Annotated in this window: 24 protein-coding genes, 2 tRNA genes and 1 pseudogene; 13 read left to right on the top strand and 14 right to left on the bottom strand. The window is 61.8% G+C overall.

Annotated features, from left to right (window positions below):
- Window positions 1-93 precede the first annotated feature (93 nt).
- Both cysK and AUL33_RS12755 read left to right on the top strand, forming a co-directional pair.
- Window positions 94-1,122: a cysteine synthase A gene (gene cysK, locus AUL33_RS12760; protein ID WP_062208477.1), complete on the top strand. Its 1,029-nt coding sequence runs from the start codon at window positions 94-96 to the stop codon at window positions 1,120-1,122.
- Window positions 1,123-1,283: 161 nt separating this feature from the next.
- Window positions 1,284-2,237 (top strand): mechanosensitive ion channel family protein, encoded by a 954-nt coding sequence (locus tag AUL33_RS12755; protein WP_062208475.1) that lies wholly within the window; start codon window positions 1,284-1,286, stop codon window positions 2,235-2,237.
- 285 nt (window positions 2,238-2,522) lie between these two features.
- Here AUL33_RS12755 and rpsU read toward each other — a convergent pair whose 3' ends face one another.
- The 4 genes from rpsU to AUL33_RS12735 all read right to left on the bottom strand — a co-directional run bounded on the left by rpsU (window position 2,523) and on the right by AUL33_RS12735 (window position 5,491).
- Window positions 2,523-2,822: a 30S ribosomal protein S21 gene (gene rpsU / locus AUL33_RS12750; RefSeq protein WP_062208472.1), complete on the bottom strand. Its 300-nt coding sequence runs from the start codon at window positions 2,820-2,822 to the stop codon at window positions 2,523-2,525.
- Window positions 2,823-2,902: 80 nt separating this feature from the next.
- On the bottom strand, window positions 2,903-3,184 hold the full coding sequence (locus AUL33_RS22530; protein ID WP_062208467.1) for a hypothetical protein: 282 nt from the start codon (window positions 3,182-3,184) through the stop codon (window positions 2,903-2,905).
- Between the two features lie 287 nt (window positions 3,185-3,471).
- The gene (locus AUL33_RS12740) at window positions 3,472-3,684 is read right to left on the bottom strand and encodes a cold-shock protein (RefSeq protein WP_062208464.1); all 213 of its coding nucleotides are present in this window, start codon (window positions 3,682-3,684) and stop codon (window positions 3,472-3,474) included.
- A gap of 358 nt (window positions 3,685-4,042) precedes the next feature.
- On the bottom strand, window positions 4,043-5,491 hold the full coding sequence (locus AUL33_RS12735; protein ID WP_062208461.1) for a cytochrome P450: 1,449 nt from the start codon (window positions 5,489-5,491) through the stop codon (window positions 4,043-4,045).
- Between the two features lie 252 nt (window positions 5,492-5,743).
- Here AUL33_RS12735 and gyrB point away from each other — a divergent pair, with 252 nt between their 5' ends.
- Complete coding sequence (gene gyrB, locus AUL33_RS12730) at window positions 5,744-8,194, top strand: DNA topoisomerase (ATP-hydrolyzing) subunit B (protein ID WP_062208458.1); 2,451 nt, start codon at window positions 5,744-5,746, stop codon at window positions 8,192-8,194.
- 267 nt (window positions 8,195-8,461) lie between these two features.
- Here gyrB and AUL33_RS23050 read toward each other — a convergent pair whose 3' ends face one another.
- Window positions 8,462-8,806, bottom strand: coding sequence for an integrase core domain-containing protein (locus AUL33_RS23050; protein WP_082652564.1), 345 nt, complete (start codon window positions 8,804-8,806; stop codon window positions 8,462-8,464).
- A 391-nt stretch (window positions 8,807-9,197) separates the two neighbouring features.
- On the opposite strand from AUL33_RS23050, the gene AUL33_RS12725 reads away from it, so the two are divergent.
- Window positions 9,198-9,497, top strand: coding sequence for a hypothetical protein (locus tag AUL33_RS12725; protein WP_062208455.1), 300 nt, complete (start codon window positions 9,198-9,200; stop codon window positions 9,495-9,497).
- Between the two features lie 136 nt (window positions 9,498-9,633).
- On the opposite strand, the gene AUL33_RS12720 is transcribed toward AUL33_RS12725, so the two are convergent.
- Window positions 9,634-9,708, bottom strand: a tRNA-Thr gene (locus AUL33_RS12720).
- Window positions 9,709-9,886: 178 nt separating this feature from the next.
- Here AUL33_RS12720 and AUL33_RS12715 point away from each other — a divergent pair.
- Together AUL33_RS12715 and AUL33_RS12710 are read left to right on the top strand one after the other, a co-directional pair.
- Window positions 9,887-9,962 (top strand) — tRNA-Phe (locus tag AUL33_RS12715).
- A 254-nt stretch (window positions 9,963-10,216) separates the two neighbouring features.
- Window positions 10,217-11,563 (top strand): site-specific integrase, encoded by a 1,347-nt coding sequence (locus AUL33_RS12710; RefSeq protein ID WP_156419402.1) that lies wholly within the window; start codon window positions 10,217-10,219, stop codon window positions 11,561-11,563.
- Between the two features lie 363 nt (window positions 11,564-11,926).
- Here AUL33_RS12710 and AUL33_RS21650 read toward each other — a convergent pair.
- Together AUL33_RS21650 and AUL33_RS22200 are read right to left on the bottom strand one after the other, a co-directional pair.
- Window positions 11,927-12,188 (bottom strand): annotated as a pseudogene (locus tag AUL33_RS21650) (ATP-binding protein); the annotation flags it as partial.
- Window positions 12,189-12,237: 49 nt separating this feature from the next.
- On the bottom strand, window positions 12,238-13,593 hold the full coding sequence (locus AUL33_RS22200; RefSeq protein ID WP_156419401.1) for a hypothetical protein: 1,356 nt from the start codon (window positions 13,591-13,593) through the stop codon (window positions 12,238-12,240).
- 446 nt (window positions 13,594-14,039) lie between these two features.
- Between AUL33_RS22200 and AUL33_RS12700 the strand changes: the two genes are divergently transcribed.
- From AUL33_RS12700 to AUL33_RS12670, 7 genes are all read left to right on the top strand, one after another.
- Window positions 14,040-15,062, top strand: a complete 1,023-nt coding sequence (locus AUL33_RS12700) for a YaaC family protein (RefSeq protein ID WP_062208446.1) — start codon at window positions 14,040-14,042, stop codon at window positions 15,060-15,062.
- Window positions 15,063-15,169: 107 nt separating this feature from the next.
- Window positions 15,170-15,619 (top strand): hypothetical protein, encoded by a 450-nt coding sequence (locus tag AUL33_RS12695; RefSeq protein ID WP_062208443.1) that lies wholly within the window; start codon window positions 15,170-15,172, stop codon window positions 15,617-15,619.
- A 23-nt stretch (window positions 15,620-15,642) separates the two neighbouring features.
- The gene (locus AUL33_RS12690) at window positions 15,643-15,897 is read left to right on the top strand and encodes a hypothetical protein (protein WP_062208440.1); all 255 of its coding nucleotides are present in this window, start codon (window positions 15,643-15,645) and stop codon (window positions 15,895-15,897) included.
- Entirely contained in the window at window positions 15,894-16,766 is an 873-nt protein-coding gene (locus tag AUL33_RS12685) for a hypothetical protein (protein ID WP_062208437.1), read from the top strand. The genes AUL33_RS12690 and AUL33_RS12685 overlap by 4 nt, the downstream gene beginning before the upstream one ends.
- Before the next feature lie 141 nt (window positions 16,767-16,907).
- Complete coding sequence (locus AUL33_RS22805; protein ID WP_244492200.1) at window positions 16,908-17,099, top strand: transposase; 192 nt, start codon at window positions 16,908-16,910, stop codon at window positions 17,097-17,099.
- Between the two features lie 232 nt (window positions 17,100-17,331).
- Window positions 17,332-17,688, top strand: coding sequence for a transposase (locus AUL33_RS22800; RefSeq protein ID WP_244492198.1), 357 nt, complete (start codon window positions 17,332-17,334; stop codon window positions 17,686-17,688).
- A 167-nt stretch (window positions 17,689-17,855) separates the two neighbouring features.
- Window positions 17,856-18,902: a hypothetical protein gene (locus tag AUL33_RS12670; RefSeq protein ID WP_062208434.1), complete on the top strand. Its 1,047-nt coding sequence runs from the start codon at window positions 17,856-17,858 to the stop codon at window positions 18,900-18,902.
- A 34-nt stretch (window positions 18,903-18,936) separates the two neighbouring features.
- Here the strand turns inward: AUL33_RS12670 and AUL33_RS12665 are convergent, their stop codons facing one another.
- The 6 genes from AUL33_RS12665 to AUL33_RS12640 all read right to left on the bottom strand — a co-directional run bounded on the left by AUL33_RS12665 (window position 18,937) and on the right by AUL33_RS12640 (window position 26,205).
- Window positions 18,937-20,022, bottom strand: coding sequence for an RES family NAD+ phosphorylase (locus tag AUL33_RS12665; RefSeq protein WP_062208431.1), 1,086 nt, complete (start codon window positions 20,020-20,022; stop codon window positions 18,937-18,939).
- Window positions 20,023-20,085: 63 nt separating this feature from the next.
- Window positions 20,086-20,967, bottom strand: a complete 882-nt coding sequence (locus tag AUL33_RS12660) for a hypothetical protein (protein WP_156419400.1) — start codon at window positions 20,965-20,967, stop codon at window positions 20,086-20,088.
- A gap of 493 nt (window positions 20,968-21,460) precedes the next feature.
- Window positions 21,461-22,414, bottom strand: a complete 954-nt coding sequence (locus tag AUL33_RS12655; RefSeq protein WP_156419399.1) for a hypothetical protein — start codon at window positions 22,412-22,414, stop codon at window positions 21,461-21,463.
- Window positions 22,415-22,718: 304 nt separating this feature from the next.
- Window positions 22,719-23,228 (bottom strand): hypothetical protein, encoded by a 510-nt coding sequence (locus AUL33_RS22195; RefSeq protein WP_156419398.1) that lies wholly within the window; start codon window positions 23,226-23,228, stop codon window positions 22,719-22,721.
- A gap of 79 nt (window positions 23,229-23,307) precedes the next feature.
- On the bottom strand, window positions 23,308-25,452 hold the full coding sequence (locus AUL33_RS12650; protein WP_192843188.1) for a DNA polymerase: 2,145 nt from the start codon (window positions 25,450-25,452) through the stop codon (window positions 23,308-23,310).
- A gap of 492 nt (window positions 25,453-25,944) precedes the next feature.
- Window positions 25,945-26,205 carry a hypothetical protein gene (locus tag AUL33_RS12640; RefSeq protein ID WP_156419396.1) on the bottom strand — a complete coding sequence of 87 codons (261 nt, stop codon included), beginning with the start codon at window positions 26,203-26,205 and terminating at the stop codon, window positions 25,945-25,947.
- Window positions 26,206-26,343: the final 138 nt, after the last annotated feature.

Here is a 26,343-nt window from a genome sequence, read left to right as displayed (position 1 = left end):
CGACATTCGGGTCTTGCGGCTTTTTTGCGCTAGATTGACGGACTGACGATGGCTGCCCCAGCGCCGCGACGAACCGAGGAGGTGTTTTCTGCAATGGACAAGCCCGTGAACGACCAGCCCGCCCGCACCCATGGCCGCGGCCGCGTCTACGATTCCATTCTCGACACGATCGGCGACACGCCGCTCGTGCGCCTCGACAAGCTGGCGGCCGAGAAGGGCGTGAAGGCCCATCTCCTCGCCAAGCTCGAATTCTTCAACCCGATCGGTTCGGTGAAGGATCGTATCGGCGTCGCCATGCTGGAGTCGCTGGAGGCAGCCGGCACGATCCAGCCGGGCCACACGACACTGATCGAGCCGACTTCCGGCAATACCGGCATCGCGCTGGCGTTCGCCGCCGCCGCCAAGGGCTACCAGCTCATCCTCACCATGCCCGACACGATGTCGATCGAGCGCCGCAAGATGCTGCGCCTGCTCGGCGCCGAACTGGTGCTGACGGAAGGGGCGCGGGGCATGAAGGGGGCCATCGCCAAGGCCGAGGAGCTGCGCGCCGAGATTCCCAATTCGGTGATCCCGCAGCAGTTCGAGAACGCCGCCAACCCGCAGATCCACCGCGTCACTACGGCGGTCGAGATCTGGAACGACACGGATGGCGGTGTCGACATCCTCGTCTCCGGCATCGGCACCGGCGGGACGATCACCGGGACGGGGCAGGTTCTGAAAAGCCGCAAGCCCTCGGTGCAGGTCGTGGCGGTGGAGCCCGAGGCCTCGCCCGTCCTGTCGGGCGGCGCGCCCGGCCCGCACAAGATCCAGGGCATCGGCGCGGGCTTTGCCCCGGCGATCCTCGACCGCGAGATCTACGACGAGGTCGTCACTGTCTCGAACGACGAGAGCTTCGAGACCGCGCGTCTCGTCGCGCGCCTCGAAGGCGTGCCGGTCGGCATCTCGTCGGGCGCCGCGCTCGCCGCCGCCATCAAGGTCGGTCGCCGGCCGGAGAACGAGGGCAAGACGATCGTCGTGATCATTCCCTCCTTCGCGGAGCGCTACCTGTCGACCGCGCTCTTCGACGGGCTCGTGGACGAGAACGAGCCGAAGGAAAAGCCCAAGGGCGCGCCGTCGATCTGACGGCTCGCGACGGTCGGATCGCGTTGAGCGGGGCCGCTTCTTTCGGGAAGCGGCCCTTTTCTTTTGGCGGGGCCGGCCTTTCTAAGGCGTGGACGGCGATCCGCTGACGACATGCGGATGCGCCCAGTCCCCGATAGCCGAACACCGAGCGACCACGCCCCATGCCCATCCAGGAAACCCTCGAATCCTCCAGCACCTTCCTGCGCACGCTGGCTGCGCAGGCCGCGAACTTCCTGCCCAATCTCCTCGTCGCCCTCCTCATCCTGGCCGTCGGCTTCTTCCTGGCCGGGCGTCTCGCCGTCTTCGTGACGCGCGCGCTCGGGGCCTCGGCCCGGATCGACGAGACCGTGCGCGGACCGCTGGTGGCGATCACCCGCTATGTCGTGATCATCTTCACGCTGCTCGTGGCGCTCAGCCAGATCGGCGTGCAGATGACCTCGCTGCTCGCCGTGCTGGGCGCCGCCGGCCTCGCGGTCGGCCTCGCGCTGCAGGGCACGCTCACCAACATCGCGGCGGGCATCATGCTTCTCTGGCTGCGGCCCTTCCGGGTCGGCGACTATATCGAGACGCAGAACTTCGCCGGCACGGTCCACGAGATCGGCCTTTTCACCTCGCATCTGGAAACCTTCGACGGGCTCTTCGTCTTCGCGCCGAACTCGACGCTCTGGAACGTCTGGATGCGCAACCACTCGCGCGCCGCCTCGCGGCTGCTCGCCTGGACGATCACCCTGCCGCGCACCGTGCCGTTCGAGGAGGCGCGCGACCTTCTCGTCTCGGCCTTCCCGCGTGACGGCGGCGAGGACACGTTGTCGGAGCCCATCGTCTTCCTCGACCAGCTGACCGCCGATGCGCAGGTTCTCGTGCTGCGCGGCCGGGTGAAGGAGGGGGCGATCTCGAACGTCCAGCGCCGCACAGCCGAGCGCGTGCGCCAGCTTTTCATCGAACGCTTCGGCGAGGCCGGCGAGCCCAGGGCGATCCAGCGCACGCTGCCGACCGACGCCGATCCTTCGCGCTATCTCGGCCGCGACGAGGCCCCGGAAGCGAGCCGCACCCTCGTCAACCAGCGCCTGGAAGAGCCCACAGTTGCCGCCGGTGGAGTGCCGCCGGTGGCCTGACCCTCGATGGCGCGGACGCCGTCGCATACTTCGAGGCGATCGCTGTGACGGGCCTCGCGGCGAGAGCCGACGTCATGCGGGTGCGGCCAGATCCAGAAGCTGCGCAGATCCCATCGCCGATGGTGACCGTCGACCTTCGCTGGCCGCCCGAAGCGCTCATCCCCTCGCCAAAACGCCGAAGCCCGGCACCCTGCTTCACGCACGGGCCGGGCTTCGGTGGTTCTATCGAATCCGCCCACGTTCGGCGGGCTTCGTCAGGTCGCGGCCTGAGAGGCCACGAGATCGTCAGTCGCGGGAGAAACCCGACGAGGCCGGACGGCCGGCACCGGCCCCTGCGGCCGCGCCCGGTGCGCCGGGACGCAGCTTGGGCTTGGGAGCCGGCAGCAGACCTTCGCGCTGCGCCTGCTTGCGAGCAGCCTTGCGGGCGCGGCGGATCGCATCCTGCTTCTCGCGCACGCGACGCTCGGAGGGCTTCTCATAGGCGCGGCGCGCCTTCATCTCGCGGAAAACGCCTTCGCGCTGAAGCTTCTTCTTCAGCGCGCGAAGAGCCTGGTCCACGTTGTTGTCTCTGACGTCGACTTTCAAATTCTCGTCCTTCGCAAGCCGGCCCGGCGCCTCGATCGTCGCGATGCGACGCTTGGGGCTCGGCCGGTCGTATGATGGGATCAGGAGGCCGGCTTGGCCTTCTTGGGAGCGGCGGTCTTCGTGGCAGCGGGCTTCTTGGCGGCGGCCGGCTTCTTCGCCTTGGCCTTCGGAGCCGGCTCGGGCTCGGCGGCGACCTGCGTAGCGTCGCGCGCCAGCCGCAGGGCCTTGAGGCGCGAGGTCTTCTCGTTGACGGCGCGGCTCTCGGCCGCGATCATCGATCCCGCAGAGCCTTTTTCGCCATGCTTGACGGTCTGCGTGAACTGCGCGTCGGCACGCGTGCGTGCGGTTTCGCCGGGTTCCATCGGAGGACCTTTCGAATGAGACCGTCAGGTTCGGCCGATGCCGGATCTGCGGTCGATTGTCGGCTGTCCGGCGAGGCGGGGGATCCCGGGGGATCGCACCGGGCGGAGCCGGGCCGGCCTCGATCGGGAAGGCGCCAAGTGGCGCGCCAAAGGCGGCGATGACCGGACGATACGCCTTGCAGCCACGAAGCGGGTGCCGCGAGAAGCCTTGATCGAGGTGTCGGCCAAGGGAAACGGCGGCCGATGGACGGCCGCCGGAAGATGCATGCTGTCGGAAAGCGGCCGGCTTAGACGAGCTGGACGTTCACGGCCTTCGGGCCCTTGCCGCGGGTGTCCGGCTCGACGTCGAAGGAGATCTTGTCGCCTTCGTTGACCGTCGAGATGCCGGCGCGCTCGAGCGCGGAGACGTGCAGGAAGACGTCCTTGGCGCCGCCTTCCGGCGTCACGAAGCCGAAGCCCTTGGAGGAATTGAAGAACTTGATGGTGCCGGTCTGTGACAAGAAACGATCTTTCGTCGCTGGCCGCGCCTTCCGAAGAAAGTGCGGGAGGAAGGCACCGAGGCTGACGCAACGGACTTCCGGTTGGGATGTCCCGGACGGCGGATCGCCGCTGCCCGAAACCTTGGAGGGTCGGATGTTCACGTCGTGACGGCGAAAGGAATCCGATCTCCTGCGACAGCCTGTCCGCTTGCGTCAGCGGATGGGCCCGGCTGCCGATGCAGCGTCGAGGAAGCGTTCAACCAATCCCGGGTCAGCAAAATGCCCGATACCTTTACATGGTCGCTTTTCCCCTCCAAAGCAAGCCGCAGGCTTGTCAAGATGCCTGTGGACTGCCAGAGCGCCAAAGATCCGTCGCACCTCAGATCTTCGGTTCTCCGGCCTCGTTCGGTGATCGAGCGCGTCCGCTTCCCCCGGACATCCTCTGCCGGCGCGTGATCCGCATCGCCAGCCCCTCACGCGGCTGCACCGTGATCTTCTGAACGGGGTAGGGCGGGCGTGCCCCGACGAAATCGAACCGCAGGTGCCGCAGCAGCGCGGCAAGCGCGATGACGCCCTCCTGCATCGCGAAGCTCTGGCCGATGCAGACGCGGGGGCCGAGCCCGAAGGGCAGGTACTGGAAGCGGTCGATCCGCTCGCGGTTGCCCGGCAGAAAGCGCTCCGGCATGAAATGGCCGGGCCGGTCCCACAGCCGCTCGTGGCGATGCACCAGCCAGGGCATGACGAGGAGCGAGGCGCCGGCGGGAATGTCGGTGTCCAGAACCCGATCGGCGGCGATCGCGGTCCGGTTGAGCGAGGGGGCGGGCGGATAGAGGCGCATCGCTTCCTCGAAGGCCGCTCGCGTCTGCGGCAGGGCGTCAGGCCATTCGCGCGGGTCGGGGAGGCCGGGCAGGCGTTCGTCGAGTTCGTGCTCCACCTTGGCGCGCTCGTCTGGCGCCTGCGACAGCAGATAGAGCGTCCAGCCGAGCGCCCGCGCCGTGGTCTCGTGGCCGGCGCCGATGAAAGTGATGATGTTGTCCTCGATCTCGGAGGCCGACAGCCCATCGGCCTCGAGGAGCAGCGTCAGAAGATCGCGCGGCACGCCGGCAGGGTCGCGCGCCATCGCCTCGCGGCGGCGCTCGGCCGTCTCGGTGATCAGCCGGCGGAAGTAGCGCGCCGCGCCCCGGCCCATGAGGCGGCGGATGCGCGGCAGGAACGCCGGGGCATCGAGGAGATCAAGCGGATCGACGCGGCCCATCCGTCCCATGAAGGTCTCCATCGCCTTCGCGAAGGCCGCCGGCTCGCCCTGGATGTCGTCGGTGAAGAGCGTCGCCTGCAGGATGTCGTAGGTCAGCAACGTCATCTGCGCCGACGCGTCGACGACGGCGCCGTCCCGGACCCCGAGCCGCTCGGCGAAGACGCGCGAGCGCGACTCCATCAGGCCGGCGAGCCCGGCGATGTTGCGCGGCGTGAAGACCGGCGCGATCGAGCGGCGGGTGCGGCGCCAGAGTTCGCCCTCGGCCGTCAGCAGGCCGTCGCGCAGGAGCGGGCGCAGGATGCGCTGGCGCAGCGGCTGCATCGCGTAGTTCGCGGCGTTCTCGACGAGGCAGTGCCGGATGCTCGCGGGGTCGTTGACGATGATCGTGGGCACCTGCAGCCAGTCCGCCCGCAGCACCGGTTCGCGGAAGGCGCGCTCGCCCCAGATCTCGATCGGGTTGCGCGAGGCCGTCAGCAGGAAGCGCGCGAAGCCGAGCGGCTTGGCGTGAGGCACGGGCGCCGGCGCCAGGAACGGCGAGGGGGCGCCAGCCGAAGGCGCGGCGGGTTCAAGCATGGGGCAAGCGGTTCCTGTGACCCGGGACATCTCGCAGATGGGACTGTGCGCCCGCGCTCGCCAGCGGCGCGAGGTCGCGCGCGGACGATCTCAGGGCGAAATTCGGACCGGCCCATGCAGAACCCGCGCCCTTGAGGCCGTCCATGGGCCGCAAAAGCTTGGATTGGTACGGGAAAACCTCTATATTCGAGGGGATCGCTGCCGCGGTCGGACCGGAGCCGCTTTGCTCGCGCCAGACCCATTAGGAATTTCATGTCCGAAGCCCCCGAGACGAACCCTGCCGAGCCGGCGGAGTACGGTGCCGATTCGATCAAGGTGCTCAAGGGTCTCGACGCCGTCCGCAAGCGGCCAGGCATGTATATCGGCGACACCGACGACGGCTCGGGCCTGCACCACATGGTCTACGAGGTGGTGGACAACGCCATCGACGAGGCGCTGGCCGGCCATGCGACGCATGTGACGGTGACGCTGAACCCGGACGGGTCCTGCACCGTGACCGACAACGGGCGCGGCATCCCCACCGACATCCATACGGGCGAGGGCGTCTCGGCAGCCGAGGTCATCATGACCCAGCTCCACGCCGGCGGCAAGTTCGACCAGAACTCCTACAAGGTCTCGGGCGGCCTGCACGGCGTCGGCGTCTCCGTCGTCAACGCGCTGTCGGTGTGGCTGAAGATGAAGATCCGCCGCAAGGGCAAGATCCATGAGATGAGCTTCACGCATGGCGTGCCCGACGGCTCGCTCGCCGTGACGGGCGATGCCGGCACCGAGACCGGCACGGCCATCACCTTCCTGCCCTCGCAGGAGACGTTCCAGGGCGTCGTCACCTTCGATTTCGCAACGCTGGAGCATCGTCTGCGCGAGCTCGCGTTCCTGAATTCGGGCGTGCGCATCATCCTCACCGACCGGCGCGCAGCCGACGAGAAGATGTCGGAGCTCTTCTACGAGGGCGGCCTCATCGCCTTCGTCAAATATCTCGACGCGGCGCGCAAGCCTTCGCTCGCCGAGCCCATCACCGTGACCGCCGAGCGCGACGGGATCACGGTCGAGGCCGCGCTCTGGTGGAACGACAGCTACCACGAGCATGTCCTCTGCTTCACCAACAACATCCCCCAGCGCGACGGCGGCACGCATCTGGCGGGCTTCCGCAGCGCGCTGACGCGCCAGGTCATCGGCTATGCCGACAGTTCGGGCCTGACGAAGAAGGAAAAGCTGACGCTCACCGGCGACGACTGCCGCGAGGGCCTGACCTGCGTCCTGTCGGTCAAGGTGCCCGACCCGAAGTTCTCCTCGCAGACGAAGGGCAAGCTCGTCTCCTCCGAGGTGCGCCCCGTGGTCGAGAGCGCCATGGGCGAGGCCCTGTCGAGCTGGCTGGAAGAGCATCCCGCCGAGGCCAAGCTGGTGGTCGGCAAGGTGCTGCAGGCGGCCGCCGCGCGCGAGGCGGCGCGCAAGGCCCGCGACACGATCCGCAAGGACGTGATGAGCGTCTCGACCCTGCCCGGCAAGCTCGCCGACTGCCAGGAGAAGGACCCGGCGAAATCCGAGATCTTCATCGTCGAAGGGGATTCGGCCGGCGGCTCGGCCAAGGGCGCCCGCTCGCGCCAGAACCAGGCGATCCTGCCGCTGCGCGGCAAGATCCTCAACGTCGAGCGCGTGCGCTTCGACCGGATGATCTCCTCCGACCAGATCGGCACGCTGATTACCGCGCTCGGCACCGGCATCGGCACGTTCGAGGGTTCGACCTACGGGTTCGACGCCGACAAGCTGCGCTACCACAAGATCATCATCATGACGGACGCCGACGTCGACGGCGCCCATATCCGCACCCTGCTTCTCACCTTCTTCTTCCGGCAGATGCCGGAGCTGATCGAGCGCGGCTACGTCTACATCGCCCAGCCGCCGCTCTACAAGGTGACGCGCGGCAAGCAGAGCCAGTATCTGAAGAACGAGAAGGCGCTCGAGAACTACCTCATCGAGGGCGGGCTCGAGGACGCGGTGCTGACGATGGGCTCGGGCGAGGTGCGCGTGAAGCGCGACCTGCGCGAGGTGGTGGAGGACGCGCTGCAGGTGCGCCAGATCCTCTCCGGCCTGCACTCGCGTTACAGCCGCGCGGTGGTCGAGCAGGCGGCGGTGGCCGGTGCGCTCAGCCCCACGGTCGCCGACAATCACGGGGAAGCCGAGGTCATGGCCGACCGCATCGCCAAGGCGCTCGACGCGATCGCCGAGGAGACCGAGCGCGGCTGGATCGGCGAGGCCGACGGCGAGGGCGGCTATCGCTTCCAGCGCATGGTGCGCGGCGTCCTCGACCAGCAGACGCTCGACGCGGCGCTGATCCATTCGGCCGATGCCATCGCGCTCCACCGCATGGCCGGGCGCCTCGGCGAGATCTACGAGACCTCGCCGGTGCTCAAGCGCAAGGAGACCGAACGCTCGATTTCCGGTCCGCTCGAACTCCTGACGGCCGTCTTCGACGTCGGCCGCAAGGGCCTGTCGCTGCAGCGCTACAAGGGCCTCGGCGAAATGGACCCCGAGCAGCTCTGGGAGACGACGCTCGACCCCGAGGTGCGCTCGCTCCTGCAGGTCAAGATCCCCGACGCCGTGGACGCCGACCGCCTCTTCTCGCGCCTGATGGGCGACGAGGTCGAACCCCGCCGCGAGTTCATCCAGGAACACGCCCTGCAGGTCGCCAACCTCGACATCTGACGAGCTTTGGCGGTCAACGCAAAAGCATGCGACTTCAACCCATGATGGCGGAATGGATTAAACCATAAGTGCGCTGATGCTCCGTTGCGTCGGAGGCTGGTTCGCCCGAACCGTGTATGGTTGCGTCGACAGCACCACCTTGAGTCCGTGATTGTTCGAGTGGATGGACGGCCGCGGTAGCGCATCGGATACCGAGGGTGGCCGCGCAGACCTTTCTCGAGCTATTTATATGCTTGGTCAGGGCATCTGGTTCCATCGTCGAGGCAATTAACCCCATGTCCTGACAGGACAGAAGCTCACATCGCCTGCCCTCACCAGGTGACCCGGTTCAGATCCGATGGACGGTGGACTTGTCCTTGACGGTCGAGGTAGCCGGCGAAGGGGAGGTGGCCCAGCCACCCGTGGCACGACGGCGGGTGCAGGCGGACGGTAGCCGAGGTTCGCATGCGGCCGCTTGGTGCTGTCGGGGCCGCGCCGGCCCTCGATGACGATCCGCGCTTTGGTGAGACCGTACGAGATTTCGCCGTTGAGCCGCTCGTCCGGCGGTCTCGAGCTGCCGCTTTCGTCGTATCCGATCTGCCAAGGTAAGCCCGGTTCTATGAACGCTGCCACGGCGCTGACTGCAGAGTTTCATCCGCCACCACTTGGGCTGCGAACTCGCGGCCGTTTCGGAGCGAACGTGATCTGGCACGCCGCCTGGGATGAAAACGTTGGACAGGACATCGATCATATCCGACGAGCACAGCTTCCGAGCGGTTCGGCTGCAAAAGCACTCCCGATGAACTCGCCTATCGGTCGGACGCCCGGTTGCCCTTGGTCGTCTGGCAGATGGAGCGGCGATCCGATCCTGCGGTGTCGGAGAATTCTCGCGAACTCGATCGGCAGCAACCCTCCTTGCACGGTCGCGATGGTCGTCGCAGAACCAATCGCGCCGAAGCAGCCGACGTTCCGGTCTCCGAGGCCCTCCTGCCGGTGCTGGAGCGCTCCGCCGACGAACGCGACGGTGATCCTGGTCCTCGACAGACAGGCCGCGCTATGGGCCTCCGTGCAGCGCGTGGCGGGTGCCGCAGGGTTCGGGTCGAACGAGACCCGCTTTGTCGTGCGAAACGACGAGAATCAGTATCGGAAGCGGCTCGCGACGGGGATCAGTCCGCACGTCCTGAGTCATGCCGCGGCCCCACAGATGGCCGGGCGTGGCGGGCCGCTCTGGACCGTCGCCAAGATGCCCGCCAACTCGCTGCCGATGATTGAGAAGGTCTATGCGAAGCAAACACCGGACGATTACGCTCCACCGTCGATCTGATCAGCGGCGAGTAAAGCATCGTCTCCACCGCAAAGCGCGCCGAGAACCTCTATGTCAGGCGATCGGAGCAGGTCATGATGCCCGCCAGAAAAGTTGTACGGTCAGGGGTGCCGATGGTGCTGCGAGAGAGGGCCGATGGTGCTGCGAGAGAGGATTGAACTCTCGACCTCTCCATTACCAATGGAGTGCTCTACCACTGAGCTACCGCAGCCTGCCGACGGAGGCCCTATTGCCATAGCGGCGGCAGGAGCGCAAGGCGAAAGGCGGGCGGTTTTTTTGCGCGGGCGTCGGTCGCAAAAAGGGTGGACAGGCAAATGGGGCTTGCCTATAAGGCCCGAACCCGAGCGAGACGCCGGCCGGTCCAACCGGTCCTGTTCATCGCTCGCGGCGCCCGGGTAGCTCAGTTGGTAGAGCATGCGATTGAAAATCGCAGTGTCGGCGGTTCGAATCCGTCCCTGGGCACCACTATTTTTTCAATATTTACAATGAGTTAGAGGCAAATTCGGCAGGCCCGAAAAGCGCTGGCTCTAGGCCGTTTCGCGCTTTTCCAATTAGCACAGCCTAGCACAGGCACTCTTTAACCATAATAGTTTAAGTGTTCGCGCGTCATACTAGGTAGCGCAGGCCTAGCGCGTTTGATTAGCAAATAACTTGGAAGTACCCTGCTTAATGTGCGCTGTTAATGGCGCAGCATCAGCATCATTCAGGGCCAATCTCTAATGCCGACGATCTTCAGTGGCGACGACTACCAGCTATTTACCCGGCCAGGAAATCCTCAAATCAACGCCCGTTTCTCCGTTCCCAACCAGGGCCAGCGTCGCGTGAGCCTGAAGACGGCGGATCTCACCGAGGCTCATCGCCGGGCACAGGCCGAATGGCACAAGTGCCGGGTACTTGCTGAAGCCGGGCTGGTCGTCACGAACAAGAAATTTGCCGATATCGCCGAGGACTACATCGCGGGTCTCGAACGCGCCGTGGAACGCGGCGACAAACCTGGGTATCAGATCAAAGGCTACCCCGGAGTGATTCGCCGGTTTTTCATCGGCTATTTCGGCCCTCGCCTAATGAGCGCCATCACCTCTGCGGATATCGAGCGCTATTGGGACTGGCGGCGAGAGTTCTGGCTGACCGGTCCGGGTTCGAAAGACCCCAGCATCGTGTATTTCCGCCGCAAGAAAGACGACGTAGGCCCGCCAGCGCGCATCGTGCGTCCGGTGAAGGAGAAGTCACCCTCGCCGGCCACTCTCAAGCTGGAGGGCTGGCTGCTGGGCCAGCTGTTCGATTTTGGGAAGCGCACGGGCTTTGTGAAGACGGTTCCGCTGATCCAGCCGCCCAAAGACACCACACGTCGGGATCGCTCCCGGCCGGGTTTCACGCTGGAGGAGTTCGCACACCTGAAGAAGGTCAGCGAGCTACGCGTCGCGGAGTTCGAACAGAACCCCAATTACCAGCCGGGCAAGCGCATCAAGGAGGACGACGAGCGCGGGCGCAATCAGCGCATCTATTTGGACCGGATCAAGCTCCACTGCTTCTGCATGATCGCCGGGTTCACTGGCATGCGACCCACGGAACTTAAAAATCTGGACTGGGGTGATGTCGTACCCCGCAGCTTCGAGATCCAAGACGGCATGACGGCCGATGCCATCGTCCTACATGTCCGGGGCAAGGGCAAAGCCCGCGAGATGGTCGCACAGCCCGAGGCGCTGACGTACTTCAACCTGCTTTGCAACATCTGCATGCTGGAGATCGGCCGCGAGCCCGGCGCGGATGATGCCGTGTTCACGAACCGCGCGGGCGAACGCGCTGCCTCTTACAAGAAGGGCATGATCGAGCTGCTGGAAGCCGCAAAGCTCCGGTTCAACCGTGAGGGTCGTCGCCGGGATAGCTTCTCATTCCGCCACCTGTATATCACGGAACAAATCCACGGCGGCGTGGACGTGCATATGCTGGCCCGCAATACCGGCACTTCCACCACGATGATCGACAAGTTTTACTCCAAGTTCCTGCCTACCAGCACCATCAGCATGCTGACACCGGATTGGCTCAAGCAGCGGCCTCTCGGCTGATGCAAAGAGTTTAGCGAGTAAACAATTTCGAAGCGTTTCATGCGCGCCGGTTGCTGTCGGTCCGCTACTGGGCAGATCTAAACAAGAGCGGACTTACTGCAGATGACGGGTTTTAACCGGAAGTGGCACTAAGCGTTCGCTTTCCTCAGCCTGTCTCATTGAGTCCGCGAACGCAAGCCAATGCGCGCAACACGGGCGCGTTCTCGATGCCGGGTGGTATGCACGGATCGTCGTCCGATCGTGACGCCATCACACCGTGAACGTTGTCGTTAACCTCCACTGTCGATTTCCAACGAGAGCTGACCCAAAATTTCCATCAAGAACTGATCCGGCTTCGATAATGTTGGACTGGTCAAATGGAGATCAAGTTCCGCGTTCTCTCCCTTGTCGGTTTCTAGGGCTCAGCTGAGCTATTTTGAAGCGGAAGCTGTCGTTTCTACTCCCTAGGATGTGGTAGTGGTGAGTGAGGCGATCGAGCAGCGCGGTGGTCGTCTTCGGATCGCCAAAGACCGCGGCCCTATCGCTGAAGCTTAGGTTGGTGGTGGTGCCTAAGCTGGTGCGTCCGCAATGCCCTGCTCAGCAGGTGGAGCAGCAAAGCACCGTCTGAAGCACTGAACGGCAGGTAGGTCGTCCAGGGTGACGAGCTGCAGAACGCTGTCTTCTATAACAGCGGCTTACTCTGTCGAATTCGCCACCTCGAAGCTGACGTCGTCGAAGAGGCACTCGAGGACGCCCAGGTGGCGTGCGATCTCTGTTGGGGAGTGGCGTCCCATCATCCAGGTAATCCGCGACTGCAGGCTCTTATCACGCAGCCTGCGAGTTTCGGTTTGTTGAGGCATACGTCCAAGCTGTTCAAGGGCTTTCACGCATTCACGCACGAAATCCATCTGCTTGACGAAGCGCAGCTGCCGGCCGTCATCGGCCGTCAAGAGATATTCACCTGCCTTCAGCTTACGCCGATGAACTGGCTCTGCCACGATTAACCGCGGGACATCAGACTTGGGGGCGGTGACCCCCAGGGCGCAAAGATGCTCGTCGTTTGACGCTCGGTCGCCGCTTTTGCGCAGCCGAGTGCGCAACGCTTGATAACCAAGGTTATGAATTGTCCGATAGCTCGCGTACGCACCCTCGGAGAACTCTTTCGCCAAATGGTTGCGGCTGCCTTCGACAAGCGTGCCGTCGGGGAGGCGCACGACGATTGGCTTTACGCGGTCCTGCTTCCTGATTAGATGGTCTATGGTGTCCGCCGACGCCATGGCATCGATCGATCCCACGATCTGATGAAGGCGATGCATAACTGTTGATTGGGATACGCCGGACATTTCGGCAAATTCTTTGATCGGTACCTTACGACCTGATCCATCAGGAGCCGGCAGATTGAATCCCCGGGGAATGGCCACCGCAGTGGTTTTGATCCGTTCACGGTGGGCCCGCGAACGCACCGTGGCTACATTTTCCCCGTCGGCACGTGCCTTGCGGCTCAGCTCGGTTCCACGGCCGTCCTCATGCGATTCAAACTCCAACGCTTCTGCATGTGTCCAACCATTCTGGATGCGCATGAACACCATGCCAACGAAGCGGTCGAGGTCTTTTTCGAGTTCCCGAGCCCGGACTTGGGCTGCTGCTTTAATAGACGGAAACTCCACGAGAACATTATCAACGAGCAGGCGCATGGGCTTAGAATTGCTTGGCCCGCCAGCACTGCATCCCCCCGGCATCAGATTGTAGCCGTTGGGCGCCATCGTTCCTAGTTCCTCGATCCAGCGCCCTTCGCCCTCCAGCATCGCGTGGACTGTGCCGTATTCCTCGAGCAGTTCGATCTGAAAGTGTTCATGAGGGTTGTTGGCGCTCCTGATCTCCGCACGTATCGCTGCACCAAGCGAAAGTGAGTGAATGCTACGCTTAGCCCGGCTTGCCTCGTTGATATGGGCGTCCTTTCGTCTAGCCAACGTTCTCGCTGTCAAGCCGACATATGACTTCAACTCCGCTCCCTCATGATTGAGGTGCCTGATCCGATAGACCTTGAACATCGATATTTACCCCCCGTGAAAGTGTCGCACACGGATCTGGCATTGTTAAAGAACTGCGCACCGTGTGGCATCAGGAAGGATGCAACGGAAAGGAGCCGCTATCGGAAAATGGCCTGGGCTGCCCATGGTATCACACCGCTACAGGCTACACGCCCAATGCCGCTTTAGTAATAGAGGCATGTCAGACACTCTCATGTCCGGTAAATGATTTTCACAGCGGCGGCGCGGCCGCTTTTTTCTCGACGAGGCAGGCTGATATCGCTTTTGGGACTTTCTAAGGAGCAAGGCTTCGTTCAGGGTCGACAACGCGTCCTGGTGGCGAGGAGGATGAATTGAAGCTGCAAGATCCACGCGAAGGTGAGATCATTCATATTAGGAAACGGCCGGCTGCCTTCTCCTTCTTTCCTACCTATCACGGCGCTACGCGGGAGGGTCTTCACTCCACGATGTTCGCGACCCAGCCCTGGAATATCATCAGGCACGAACTCGAGAGAATTAGCGACCCCAACGCCCAGCGGCAGGCACTAGCGTTTTCGAACCAGGCACGAGACTTCTTCACCGCAGCTCAAAGTTCCGAAGTAAACGCGGCCAAACCGCTTCTCCTCTATTACTCGTTCCTGAACCTTGCAAAGTGTCTTATTGTGAAGAAGCTTGGCACCGCTCTAGGAACAGTTAGGCATGGGCTCTCGGAGAAACTACCCATCACGCAGGGCGCGATCCACGGCCACGTATCTATAGATATTACGCAGAACCCGGGCGTGAGTGCGTTCGCAATGTTCGCCAATGCAATCAACGCGATCTTGCCGGTGCCGGCTGCCGGAAATACGCATATTCAAATGCGATCGCAGGACTTCCTTGGCCAGATTTTGATCGGACACCGGGTCTTCAGCCACGCGGAGGGGTTAATTGAGCGTTTTATAAGCGTGGAACGCCTTGAGTACATGCACGCCCCGGCAGCCAAAGAGGCCTGGATAAGGGCGAGGGCCTACGCTGACGATTTCACCCGTCTAGGCTATCCTATGGCAGGACTGTCCAAGAATTTAAGCGACGCCCAGATCTGGCGAAACGTAAAATGCGAGCATACGATCGACGGCCGACGGATCATCGAGGCCGAAATGACAAACGCTGTCGCGTATAGCCACCGCCCATCTCAATCTTTGGAACCGCTTAGCAAAATGACCCGGTCGAGATTGTGGAGGTCAGTTACAGCGGTTCCACCCTATCGTAAGTATTATGTCTATCATGCCTCGTCGACCCAATTTCTTATGAACCAGCTTCTAACAATGTATCTCGCTACTTATTACTTTGGATCTATTACACGCTACAAGCCGGAGCAATTTGATTTCATTCTGCGAAGCCCAATAGGTCCGTTTGTGTTCGAATTCTTTGCCAATCAGCCAGTGCAGTTCTTATACCTCATGGCTTCGGAATTCATGGGCCAGGAAGTCGCCAAGGCAGCTATCGCCTAATTATAAGTTTTTAGAATAATTGGGACGACGACAAAGCACAGTCTTTGGTCGCTTTTTGCCGTTCTGGCTGTAGTCCGGAGATCGGAAACGATTTCACGGAGGACCACATGGCACATCTCAAGACGCTTAAGCTGGCCCACGCAGAGCCGGTGCACGCCCAGGCGGATCCAGTGAAGCGCGCCCGCGATAAGGTAGTTGAGGGCCTGTTCGAGCAGAAGCGGGCGGCCGAGGCCAAGCTCGCGGGACAGCATTACGCGCCGACCCACATGGTCACGCGCAAGAACGAGGCAGGTGAACGCATTCAGTTGGAGCAGCGAAAGCGGTTCCGAAATGGCTGGTTCGAGAACGCAGCGGGGCAGTGCTTCTTTGCCTTGCGCTATGCGGGCAAGGCAATCGAACTTGCCAAGGGCAAGAACGCGATTGAAGTGGGCGAATTCGCAAAGCTGCCGGGGATCATCGACACGCTGATCCAAGCGGTCAACGCGGGGGAGCTTGACGCCCAGCTTGCGGCGGCGGCGGCGGAGCGGGGTCAGCTCCTGCGAAAGACAGCGGCCTGAGCGCGGTTCGCAGGGCCACGAGCATGACCGATGCGGAAGCTCGGGACCTTACCCAGGATCTGATGAGGGACTTCGCCGTTCTCGGCGGGGTTCACGCAAAGGCCGCGGCGACCATCAGCGGGTCCGGCATTCCTGAGGCGCAGAAGACCCTTCTGCTCCACACGATCAAGACCGCAGAGACCGCGATCCGCAAGAGCGGGATCATTCTCTTGAGCTGGAGCATCGGCGCGTACGAGGGGCGGCCAAGTCTCCCGCATGAAGAGCCGGTCCAGCATTGATCCGCAACATCGATATCGTGTTTCGGCTGCTGGCGCTGCCGTTTCACATCGCGGTCGCGCGGTTCTGGACCGTGCTCGCGGTAATCGCCATCGGCTACGTAGCGGTCACTTGGCTGAACGTGGAGCCGGTCCGGATTGTCATCTATGGGTTCGTGGCACTGGCAGTCGTCGGCTTTGCCGTGTCAGCCCAGCAATGGGACAGCGGAAGTCTGGCCGGCGGTATCGTCATTACCGCCCTGATCGGCGTGGTGATGATGGAGCCGGTGTTTGATCGCGTTCTGCCCAAGAACCCCACGTATGAGGTGACCACCGCTATCCCCGTGGACTTCAGGTTCCGACTTACCGGGGAGACAGTCATGGCGGAGGCGATCAACCGCAGCCACGACTGGCTGGAGCATGCGCGTGTCGCCTGCCAGGGCTACTACGGCAATGGCGAACCGGTAGAACAGCCGTGGATGACCGCCGTTGCTGGCTTCTTCTGGCTGCCACCAGGGGAAGGCACAGGCGAACGTCGTCTGTCGCTCAGCATCCGCGACACTTACCGGTACGATCTCGCACGAACGCAGTGCCAGATTGCTGAAGCTCGGTTCCGGCAATCGCCAGTGGTGGTGCCATCGTTCAGCGTCGAGCAAATCAGCGGCAGCGGCCTTGCGCGGTTCCATGTGATCAACGACACTAGTACGGCGTTCACGGCAGTCCGCTTCACGTGCCAGCAGGGCCAAGGGGTACGCGCGACGTTCACAACCTCCCCGATGCTTCAGAAATCCCAAGACTACCTGCTAAAACCAGGTGGCACGATCGACCTCGTTAGCGATCGAATGTTTACGAAGCTGGAAAGCTGCCGCATCTACTCTGTGGACAGCCCGTGAGCGTCAGCAGGCGCGGCCGCATCCCTGATGCAGCACGAGTGCGCCAAAGGGCACGACCACAGCCAGTGACGCTCTATGACGCCCGTTGGATTCCCAGCTCGTCTGAAGCGTGATTCAAAGCTTCCTTTTAGGGAGGCTGCATTGGCGCGAGGCGATCTGTCGGACGAAGAATGGGCCATCATCGGCGAGCTTTTGCCGAGCGAACGAGGTCGCAAGGCTCGTCCATCGCATGACAACCGCCGCTTCCTCTATGGCATGCTGTTTGTCCTGCACGCCGGCTGCCCATGGCGCGACATGCACGAGGGTTACGGCAAGTGGAATCAGTCTGCGTGAGGTTCAGGAGCTGGGCCGAACAGGGCATCTGGGACGCCATGCTGGAGACGCTCGTGGAGCTGGGGCTGACCGACGACTAGCAGCACATGATCGACTCCACCACCGTTCTCGGCCATTCGCAGGCAGCGGGCGCTGAAGGGGGACCCATACGCAGGGCTTTGGTCGAAGCCGCGGCGGTTTTACGTTGAAGATCCATGCCCGTGCAGACGGTCAATGACACCCTCTTGGCTTCGTGCTGACGGGCGGAGAGACCTCCGATTACCAAGCCGTTCCCGCCCTTCTGGCCATGCCGGTAGGCAAGCCGCGCCTGATGCTCGCCGACAAAGGCTACGACGGCGACGAGGATCGTCACTCCTTGCTTCTGAAGGGCGTCATGCCGGTGATCCCACCCAAGGCCACCCGTCGAACACCGGCTGCCTGCAATTTCCGTCAGTATCAGGATCGCAATCGGATCGAGCGCATGTTCAACCGGCTGAAGCAGGCTCGGCGCATCGCAACGCGATACGACAAAACCGCCAAATCCTTCCTGGCCTTCCTCTGCCTCGCTGCATCGCGCATGTGGCTGAAGGACATTGTCAACAGGGCCTAGTCGGCCGCAGTGCGGTCGCGGTCGCTCCTGAGGCGCGTGCTAGCCGAACGGCGGGTCGGCTGCTCGTGCATGCCTCCGGTCTCGACCGACGGGCTCCGGTTCGCTAGGAACAGGAACAGTCAGGCCGCATATCGGCCATAGAAGACTCGTCAGGGACTACAAGACCTATGCTCAATCCGGAGGCCGGTCTGTTCATCGACTTGGAAGCCTTTGGCAGGTGGAGCGTGCTGCAGGGGGCAGGTGCAAGGCTTCCGAGTTTCCAGACGATAGTGCGATCCTACCCGGAGCTGATCGCGGCGAAGCCGTTGCGCCGGACGCCGATGTTCGTGACGCATCGTTGGGACGGCCGAGACCATCCCGATCCTTCGGGATGGCAGCTCAGGGCATTGCGGAACCTAGCCGACGACTACCACTATCATGAAGCCGGTACATGTTTCTGGTACGACTATATGAGTCTGCCACAGCGCCCGCGCAACGCCCACGAGAACAGGCTCTTCACCGCCGGTCTGAACACCATCCGACAGACCGTCGCGGAGTGCGACAACATATGCTTTGTCAGTAGAGCGGGCCAGGATCATGCCGACGATCGCGAAGACATGCGCCGGCGGGGCTGGATATTGTTCGAGCTGTTCATCGCCCGCAGCAACATGAAGCGATCCGTCCCTCTCTACGAACGCGAGAACGCCTCCGTCCGGTTCGGACGAGATGAGCAGTATTCGGATAGCTTCCCCGACATGCTGCTGCACGCGCCGGTGGATACCGCGCAGCATCTCCATGATTGGTTCGTCCGGCGGGAAATTCGCTGTACCAACGGCAGCGACCTCCGGCTTCTCAGCGGGCTGCTGCACGAGGAACTGACGCGGCCGCAGAGCACGGAGCCCCTGCCCAACTTCGAATACGGCGTTCCCGTTCGACTGTCGGCCCGTCAGCTGATTGCGACGGAGTTCCGGAACGCGACGTCGCTTTCGAGCCGTCTGCCGGAGGCTTTTCTGCTCAGCCGGGAGCTGGTGTCCTACCGTACTGATGAAGAGCAGTTCTGGAACGTGGTCATAGTCTGGAGACCTCCTCTGCCGACCCTAGGGCAGTGGCATGACATTGCAGGCAGCGACGTCGAGCATATGAATATAGACTGGGATGATCAGGTCTCGCCGCGATACCCCGGCATCCGCTTCGAAAAGTCTCGCGACGGTCTGAGCTTCAAGGCCACTCTATAGTAGTCTCGAGGCTAGCCGCGAGGCCTGCCGATCTTCAGTAGCGTTTCGAGGCAGCGAGCCCGACCGACTGTTCTATGCCGGCGAGTGAGACAATCTCCTCGATGCGAAGGGGAGGAACAAGGATCACGATGTTGGCCCCGTCGATGCGTTTGGTCGACGCATACCGAATTGCGTCATAGCCGGCCGCACGGGCGCAGTCGGCGACGAACCGGGAAAAGACATACTGCTTCTTCAGCCAGCCCTCCCCGCTTCGGGGTGCGGCCAGAAGTGCAGAGCTCGCCAACGGCGCCATTAGCTCGTGCCCCGGATCACCCTCGTCGATCTCGACGAGATCGAGAAAAACGAGCGGACGTGAGGTCACCAGCTCCGCTATTAAACACGGCTCTCCCGGAGCGCCGATCTCGGCGCTGGCGACCTCGGGCGAACTCGCGAAATAGAGCATTGGAGTGCCGGCGTGGTTGAAGCGTCCTTCGACGACTAGCCGCGTCGGCGGCGGTGCGTAGGCCTGCAGATCGCCAGTGTACTGACCTGAAGAGGATATACTCGCCGCGGTACGTGCACGGAACAGCGACGTGCCGGCGGCCAATGTACCGGCTTGTTTGACGGCGATTCGGAGGTGAGCCAGCACGCGGCGAGCGAATTCGTGTTCAAGCATCAGGAAAGGCGTTTCGTCACCGATCGTCAGCAACTCGTCGATCTGGCTTTCGATCGCCGCCACGTCGCTGAAGGTGTGCTCATAGATCCAGATGTTGCCTGCGACGTATTCACCGCATCTTTCGCATCGGACGAAATGGCGCAGGGTTGAGATCTCCGCAGGACTCCAGACCCCCGTGAGCCGGGTGTTCTCGACCGCGTAGAACACGCCCATGGACTGGGTCTGAAATTCCATTCTGCGGAACGGCACGTCCGGCCAATGGTCCCTGAAGTCGTCAAAGCACACGTCGCAGCAGCAGATGCTCGATGCAAAATCCGAATCTATCTCGTCCGAGAATGCATCGTTGAAGCTATCGATGTCGGATTCGCTGACGGTTAGGTACGGGCCAACGGCATGCTCGGGCCGAAAAGACTCGTGCTCCGCCGCGTCGTCGGTGATCCACCGAAGCCCAACCCTGTTCGACATGTTCTTTTCGCTCCATGCAAGCCCTACACCGATGAGTGCTCGTCGGTGACCCGCCTCCCAAGGCTAAGATATCAACCGCCAGTCATCTATGCCGAAGTGATCGTTCACAATCGCGGTCAGGGCAGCCCTGAACACCGTCTCGTCATTGAGCTGTGCAACGAGTTCGCGTGCTTCATAAGGCCGGCCGGCCCCCAGTAGCGCCAGAGCGCCACGCACAATAGGCACGGACCGCTCCCGCTGTCTCACCTCACCGTCGAAACGGGCAGCGTCGGCAGTCACAAGATCGAACCAGATGCCGCTTACCCCCTGGTCGACGCTCGGCGACAGGCTCCTCGACAATCCTTCGGTCTGGATGCGCAGGGCAGGATCCAATGCATGGTTTCCGCTAGCGAGCAGGTAGGCGAGCATCCGGCCCCCGGTGACGAAGGCAGAGTTATTCCGTTCCGAGCAGCCCGGGCCATAGAGCCTACATCCATTCCGCTTGTGCTGAACGCCCTTGAACTCGATGCAATGGGACAGATCGAGGTCTCCGTCCACCATGAACTCGGATGTATCGCGGGAATTCCAGTACCAGTTTCCGTTTCTTTCCCGAAGGGGACCTCTGTCCACCGACGGATCGTACGGGGTCAGGAACTTGAGAGAACCGAGATCCTTATCAGTGATCAGGATCCTGTAGGCAGGATTTTGGTAGCGGATGGCTTCGACCCAATAGAAGTGCTTTCCCGCAATCAGCTGCAGCCATGGAAAGGTGAACTGAACGGTGCCGTAGAGAGACCCGTGTTGCCATTGGTTCGCCGAAAGCCAGATGACCGCATGCCGCGTCTGATTCATCCGGCTTTCGTCATGGACGATACCGGCGCGAATGCTTCCATGGTCGAGAATGGCTCTCGCCGCGGGTGGGTGAACCACGTGGTGTACCTCCACGAGCTGGGAAACGTTGTTCATCCGCTCGCCGTCCCGGGGGATTGCGATCCTGTACTCATTCCATTCTGGCATGTCCGGCCCCCCTCATCGAAAGCGTGACCCGTACGAAGGTGCGGGTAATGGCATCTCACAGGTCGCTAGCCTATAGCGCGTACGACCGCCAACTCGGCAGGCCGCCTCGTTGCTGAACGGATTTTGGGGTCGTCCTTGAAGCGTACCGCTGACCAGACTTCAGGTCCAAGTCGTTTGAGGTTCTAAAGACACCTCAGAAATTCGCTTGCCGCGCCTTACCTACGGTCGCGCGGACCTGAAGGCCACCTTCGGTCATTGTCAACATGGGGTCAACGACGGAAATGGGTCGAAAGCGGCGCAATGTGTTGTTTCAGCATAATGCCTATTTGAATGACAGTGTCTTCTAATTTCAAGCGCTTAGCACCGCCGACATTCACGACCGCAGCAAACGAGCTTCTATGACACTCGCAGACGGTTTCTAGTGATGTGTAGATGCAGCAGGTTACCCCGTCGCGATCGGCCGAGGTTGAGAATGCGCAGTTGACGTCAAGGCTAATACCGTACCTGCCGTATGAAGGGGCATCGGATCCGCGTGGCACCCAAAGTCGAAGTCTTCATAAACGATGAGGTTGCGATCCAGTGCTGCGGCCAGCTTCCAGCGATTGTTCCGGTAGATCCAGTTAGTATCTTGTACCATATTATTATACCTAGCAGAGAATCCGAGATCCTCTGGTAGCTCGGCATGTCCCGCCACTGACGTATTGATAGCAGACACGTCCTCCTCTTCAGTGATTGTCGTTTCCTTCGATTGCCTGCTTCCAATTCGAATACGCATTGACTGGAACCCGCTGTGTTCCCCGCAGAGCCAACCTGCGTAAGCGCGAATGTCCTCTTGCGGCCACCAGTTCCGCTTGAACAGGATTGGATCTTCCTCCTCAGCGTCCTCGAAAACCGGCATGCCCTTGTAATCGTGCTCGATGCGGAACTTGTTCGCGTATCGAACGATGCTTTGAAGATTTTTCTCTACCTTTCGGCTCGTATCAAAGGCTCGGAGGTCCACCTGGTACGCCGCCTTGCACCCGTAGCTGCGGAGCGCGTTGGCGAACTCCTCTCGAGAGACATCGCCCAGCGCTACGATCGCATGGAAATGCGGCAGCCATAGCGTGGCATCTGATGCCGTGACCGGAACGCCGCTCTGCCTGAGGAATAGGCGCGTGTTGCGCCCTTGGCCCGCGATCTCATCCGCGCGAAGGCGGTCCAACTCCCAGTACCCGACGAGGTGCACGTCGTTCCATCGCGCGTCTTTCTCGCGCTGACGTACGATGAAGTTACGCATACGCGTGTCCGCCCGCGCCATGATCTTCGTCATCGACGCAAGATCCGCGTCCACGGGCATCAGCACGGTGAGTAGCGCGAGCTTGTCGTTCCCAATGCCAGCGAACTCCTCGCGGATCACCCGTTTGGTTTCCCCACCCCTTCGAAGCATGAGGCACCTCGGACACAACGGCACGCGGCATTGCCGCATGTTGTCCTGCTCATCCACCTCCCCGCACGATTGCATGCGAAGTATCAGGTCCTCGCGGGATCCTCGGAGGCTCCACATCACGGCTTGTCGCTGCGACTCCATCCCTGGCGTTAGGTGGCGGCAACGCTTCTGATCACGGCGGCTCCAGCGGCAGTCATACCATTCCTCGACCAGTCGAGATCTCAGCCGTTGCAAACGTTCGTCCATCATATTTCTCCCGAAGCAATTCGGGTATTTATGATTTAGCTCTCCGCCGATACGGAACCACCGAGGGTTTCCGATCCAGCGCAAGCCTGAACAGACTGACGGACCGAAAGATCGCCCGCGTATCCAAGGGCAGCGAACTGAGCAGTACATAATGAGCTGGCGGAATAGCTACGATGGTCTCGTCTTCTGATATCTCATCAGCCCTACCCTCAAAGGCACGGTCGAAGAAAACTCTAACCTGAACATTCCAATTTTCAGTCGACAAATTTATTCGGAACACCGGAGGATAATTCGGCTTTTGAGACCACAGGTCCAGTTGGATTTCCCATTCAATGCCCTGCCCGTTAAGGCTGCATCCCGCAGTATCGCCTAGTCCAACGATCTCATTCGGATAATTGGCATTGCTTCGAACGGACGCATGTATTGCCGCTTGACCCATCATGCAGATGAATTTCTCAAGCTCTGATACTGCGGCCTCCACCACGATAACATTGTAGAACATTCCATAAAAATGCATTCGGATCACCTTAATCGCCATGAGAGTAATCGAGCCTCTGCGGTCTGCAGAGTCTGAACAGGTCATGGCCTGCCGGCCATGACCTGTTGAAGTCCCGGAGTCAGGAGGTTTCGAGCACCTCCCGAGCCCAAGACAGTTGATCCGGAACAATCATCTGCTCCAGATCCAAGCCGGCAAATTCCGCGAGGATCACTCGCAGCAGAGGGATCGTCTCGCTGTCCGCGGCCACTGAGCGCGGCAGCAACATTGCGCCTTTACGCTTGGCGTTCTTTAGGTCGTCCATCCCACACTCGTAACCTTTAAGGGTCAGCCAGTCCGCGACGTCCCGATAGCTACGGCCGTCCAACGCCAGCCCCCACTCATCGCGAACCAGAGCCCGAAGAAACTGGCGGAAAAGGTGCCCCAGCGTGCCGTCGGATCGCAGCCCCACGCCGGCTGGCACGGCACGTTCGGCAAGGTCCTCATAAGCTTGCCAGGCATGAAAATCTTCGCGCGTGCGAAGGATGCGCTGATGCCCGCGGGTCCACCCCCGGAACCGTGTCCGAGCACGCTCTGCGTCCTCGACGGTTGACCAAGGCTGGGTATCGAAGGCCAGATGGGATCGCCCTCGAACCGCTTGATCCGAGGTCGTCTGCGGCTTCCGCTTGAAGTCGAACTCCAGGTTTAGCGTGACCTCTCGGGATAGGCTGACCATGTCGCTCTCGGTCATCCACATCTCTCGCAGGCCGATCAGCGAGGTCCGGTGGTGCTTCTGGCCTGGCACTCGATTGAGGAAAAGCTCCAGCATGTACTCGTTATGCTCGGCCACCGGCGCATCCGGCTTGACCCCAGCCTTTGCCAGAACAGGTGCGTAGCCGGGAATTTCCTCCCCGGTCACCTGCCCCCGCGTCTTCATCCCTACTACCTGTGCCACGCGGTGCTTTTCTTCCAGCAGCGCCGCCGTCCCGAACACCCGATGTCGAAGGCTGAGGAACTCGCGGCATAGAGGACCACGATCGTCGATCTCCTCCAGCGGCGCATCCGTCAGGATTCCGTCAGTCGTCGCGCTGACAACGATGCGGTGTGCGGGGATCGCGGAGAGAATCTCGCCCAGCACTGCTCGGATAAAGCCCGTTACGTAAGAGGCATACCAAGCCGACGTAATTGGCGACGGAGGCATGCTGTCCATTCGACCTCGTCGAGGGTCGAAGACCCTCTTCACATGGACCCCTTGAGCCGTCTTCCCGTAGAGACTGTTGCCGATCTCCTTCCAAATCATCGCCTCCAGGCTGCCCTTCAGCGCGGCTGCCCGGCGGCTTTGAATTAGCCTGGTAAAGCTCTGGAAGATGGGAGTATCGGACGCGTAGGGGATCACCACGCCGTCAAGGATCTCGATGCTCGCACCCATTCTGCGAGCCAGCACTAATTCCGGAGCCGTGCAGAGGGAGACGCCAGTTAACGGGAAATAGAGGTTGTCGCCGGATCGAACCGGCAGGCAAGGAAAACGAGTATCCCGGGGGAATGCGAACCGAACGCGAGCCGCACCCACAGTGTCGACCTCGAAATCATCTAGGTGACGGGTATGCCGGTAGCCATCGTAATCGAGGGGCCGCAACATCGCCATGGCAGTGGTGTACGCGCCGGGCAGATCGTAGTCGTAGTAGGTTCCGATGGGCGTCGGGCCGAACCAGTAACATTCGCCCCGACCACCATGATAAGCGGAAGCGCCGAATTCCTCGTATATGAGCCGCCGGAAAGAGGGCTCCTTTGTCGTAGCGGTCCGGTACTGGCCGGTGCGATCGTTGAAACGAGTGACATTACGGCGCTCGAGCCCGAGGGCTTCGTCGAGGTCAATGCCATCAGCCTTGCACTGGTCCCGCAGGATGCGAAGTCCAAAGCCCGCCAAAGTGGAAGGCAGTTTAGCCAGACCCAGCGACTTCGCCATCTCGGTCATGCGAAGCCCATAGTCCAAGGCGATCTCTGCATCGTGAAGCGCGTAGGCTTCGAAGGCCCGGCGATCAGCCTTTAGGAGCAAGTCCATTCGGTCGATCGCGAAGCCCTCGGGCAGGGCAACTTTGGCAGTGCCGATCAGCTCGGCTGCTTTTGCTAGCCCTCCGCGGCCGGGCGTCAGCAGCATGGTGTCCACGTACCGGATCGTGACGAGATGAGGGGCCCCGCCGCGTTTGGCCGGTAGCATCATCGCACTCAGGGTTCCACGCTTGCTGGCATCATCGTCGCCAGTGTCGAGCACTTCGCGCTTCAGCAAGCCCGTAAAGGTCCGACCGATTCCCTCGAATGATCGCTTTGCACCCCAGAAGTCCTGAAAATGGACGAGGTCGGCCCTCAAGAAATGTCCGAAGACGATGACGCGGTCGGGAGCCCGCGGTATCACCCCAGTGCGGATGGCTTTGCGAAAGATTCGCTGAAAAAGTGAACGTTCACTTACACGAGCTCGACGAGAGGGGCCTGTCGTATAGACGACCTCGGAAACTCGACGGCCATCGTGATCAAGGACGATCTGATAGCTGAGGACGTGATTGTCGGGTTGCCCCGTAAAGGGATCCCTACGGGTCACCCATTCGGAGTCGAGGCCGACATGGACGACGAGCGGGGGCTGAGCCGCTTGGACTTGCATGGATCAGAGCTCGGGATGAGGTGTCGGTGTAGATGCGCATCGGAGCCCCATCGGGACTTTTACACCGCGCGCGATAAGGAATGGGCGATGTCAGGGTCCTGACACCGCCCACGCTTCGATAGCTTAAGCCAGGAGGCTCTTCATCCAGTCGGGCAGAACGACAGGCTTGCCGTTCCCATGATCGATGAGGAGACGCCGAAACGTCTTCACCACCTCATCGCGATCGACACCTTCGTATTCGTCAGGGTCGAAGACCGCGACCGGGGAGTTGTCCTCGCCGGGCAACAGCACGCGGCCGTCGGGCAGAATTCTCATGCCCCGCGCGGAATTGAGGGAGATTAGATCCCCGGTAGGGGTTGGGATATAGATGCGAGTGCTCGCCATTTGCGTCTCCATGGAAGGAGTTACGGGATGGCGTGACAACTGCAAAGACGGGCGAGTCAATACGAAACGACCCGCCGCCGCGCAAGTGCACGCCGGTGGATCGTCCCGCGAAAGACGAAATCTCCATGGACCCCTGGA

Origin of the sequence: Aureimonas sp. AU12 (assembly GCF_001463705.1) — a bacterium.
GTDB lineage: Bacteria > Pseudomonadota > Alphaproteobacteria > Rhizobiales > Rhizobiaceae > Aureimonas.
This window is presented reverse-complemented; position numbering and strand designations above follow the sequence as displayed.

Coding starts and splice junctions, on each gene's coding strand:
- cysK (WP_062208477.1), top strand. CDS start 94: ATGGACAAGCCCGTGAACGACCAGCCCGCCCGCACCCATGGCCGCGGC.
- AUL33_RS12755 (WP_062208475.1), top strand. CDS start 1,284: ATGCCCATCCAGGAAACCCTCGAATCCTCCAGCACCTTCCTGCGCACG.
- AUL33_RS22530 (WP_062208467.1), bottom strand. CDS start 3,184: ATGGAACCCGGCGAAACCGCACGCACGCGTGCCGACGCGCAGTTCACG.
- AUL33_RS12735 (WP_062208461.1), bottom strand. CDS start 5,491: ATGCTTGAACCCGCCGCGCCTTCGGCTGGCGCCCCCTCGCCGTTCCTG.
- gyrB (WP_062208458.1), top strand. CDS start 5,744: ATGTCCGAAGCCCCCGAGACGAACCCTGCCGAGCCGGCGGAGTACGGT.
- AUL33_RS12710 (WP_156419402.1), top strand. CDS start 10,217: ATGCCGACGATCTTCAGTGGCGACGACTACCAGCTATTTACCCGGCCA.
- AUL33_RS22200 (WP_156419401.1), bottom strand. CDS start 13,593: ATGTTCAAGGTCTATCGGATCAGGCACCTCAATCATGAGGGAGCGGAG.
- AUL33_RS12700 (WP_062208446.1), top strand. CDS start 14,040: ATGTTCGCGACCCAGCCCTGGAATATCATCAGGCACGAACTCGAGAGA.
- AUL33_RS12695 (WP_062208443.1), top strand. CDS start 15,170: ATGGCACATCTCAAGACGCTTAAGCTGGCCCACGCAGAGCCGGTGCAC.
- AUL33_RS12690 (WP_062208440.1), top strand. CDS start 15,643: ATGACCGATGCGGAAGCTCGGGACCTTACCCAGGATCTGATGAGGGAC.
- AUL33_RS12670 (WP_062208434.1), top strand. CDS start 17,856: ATGCTCAATCCGGAGGCCGGTCTGTTCATCGACTTGGAAGCCTTTGGC.
- AUL33_RS12665 (WP_062208431.1), bottom strand. CDS start 20,022: ATGTCGAACAGGGTTGGGCTTCGGTGGATCACCGACGACGCGGCGGAG.
- AUL33_RS12660 (WP_156419400.1), bottom strand. CDS start 20,967: ATGAACAACGTTTCCCAGCTCGTGGAGGTACACCACGTGGTTCACCCA.
- AUL33_RS22195 (WP_156419398.1), bottom strand. CDS start 23,228: ATGGCGATTAAGGTGATCCGAATGCATTTTTATGGAATGTTCTACAAT.
- AUL33_RS12640 (WP_156419396.1), bottom strand. CDS start 26,205: ATGGCGAGCACTCGCATCTATATCCCAACCCCTACCGGGGATCTAATC.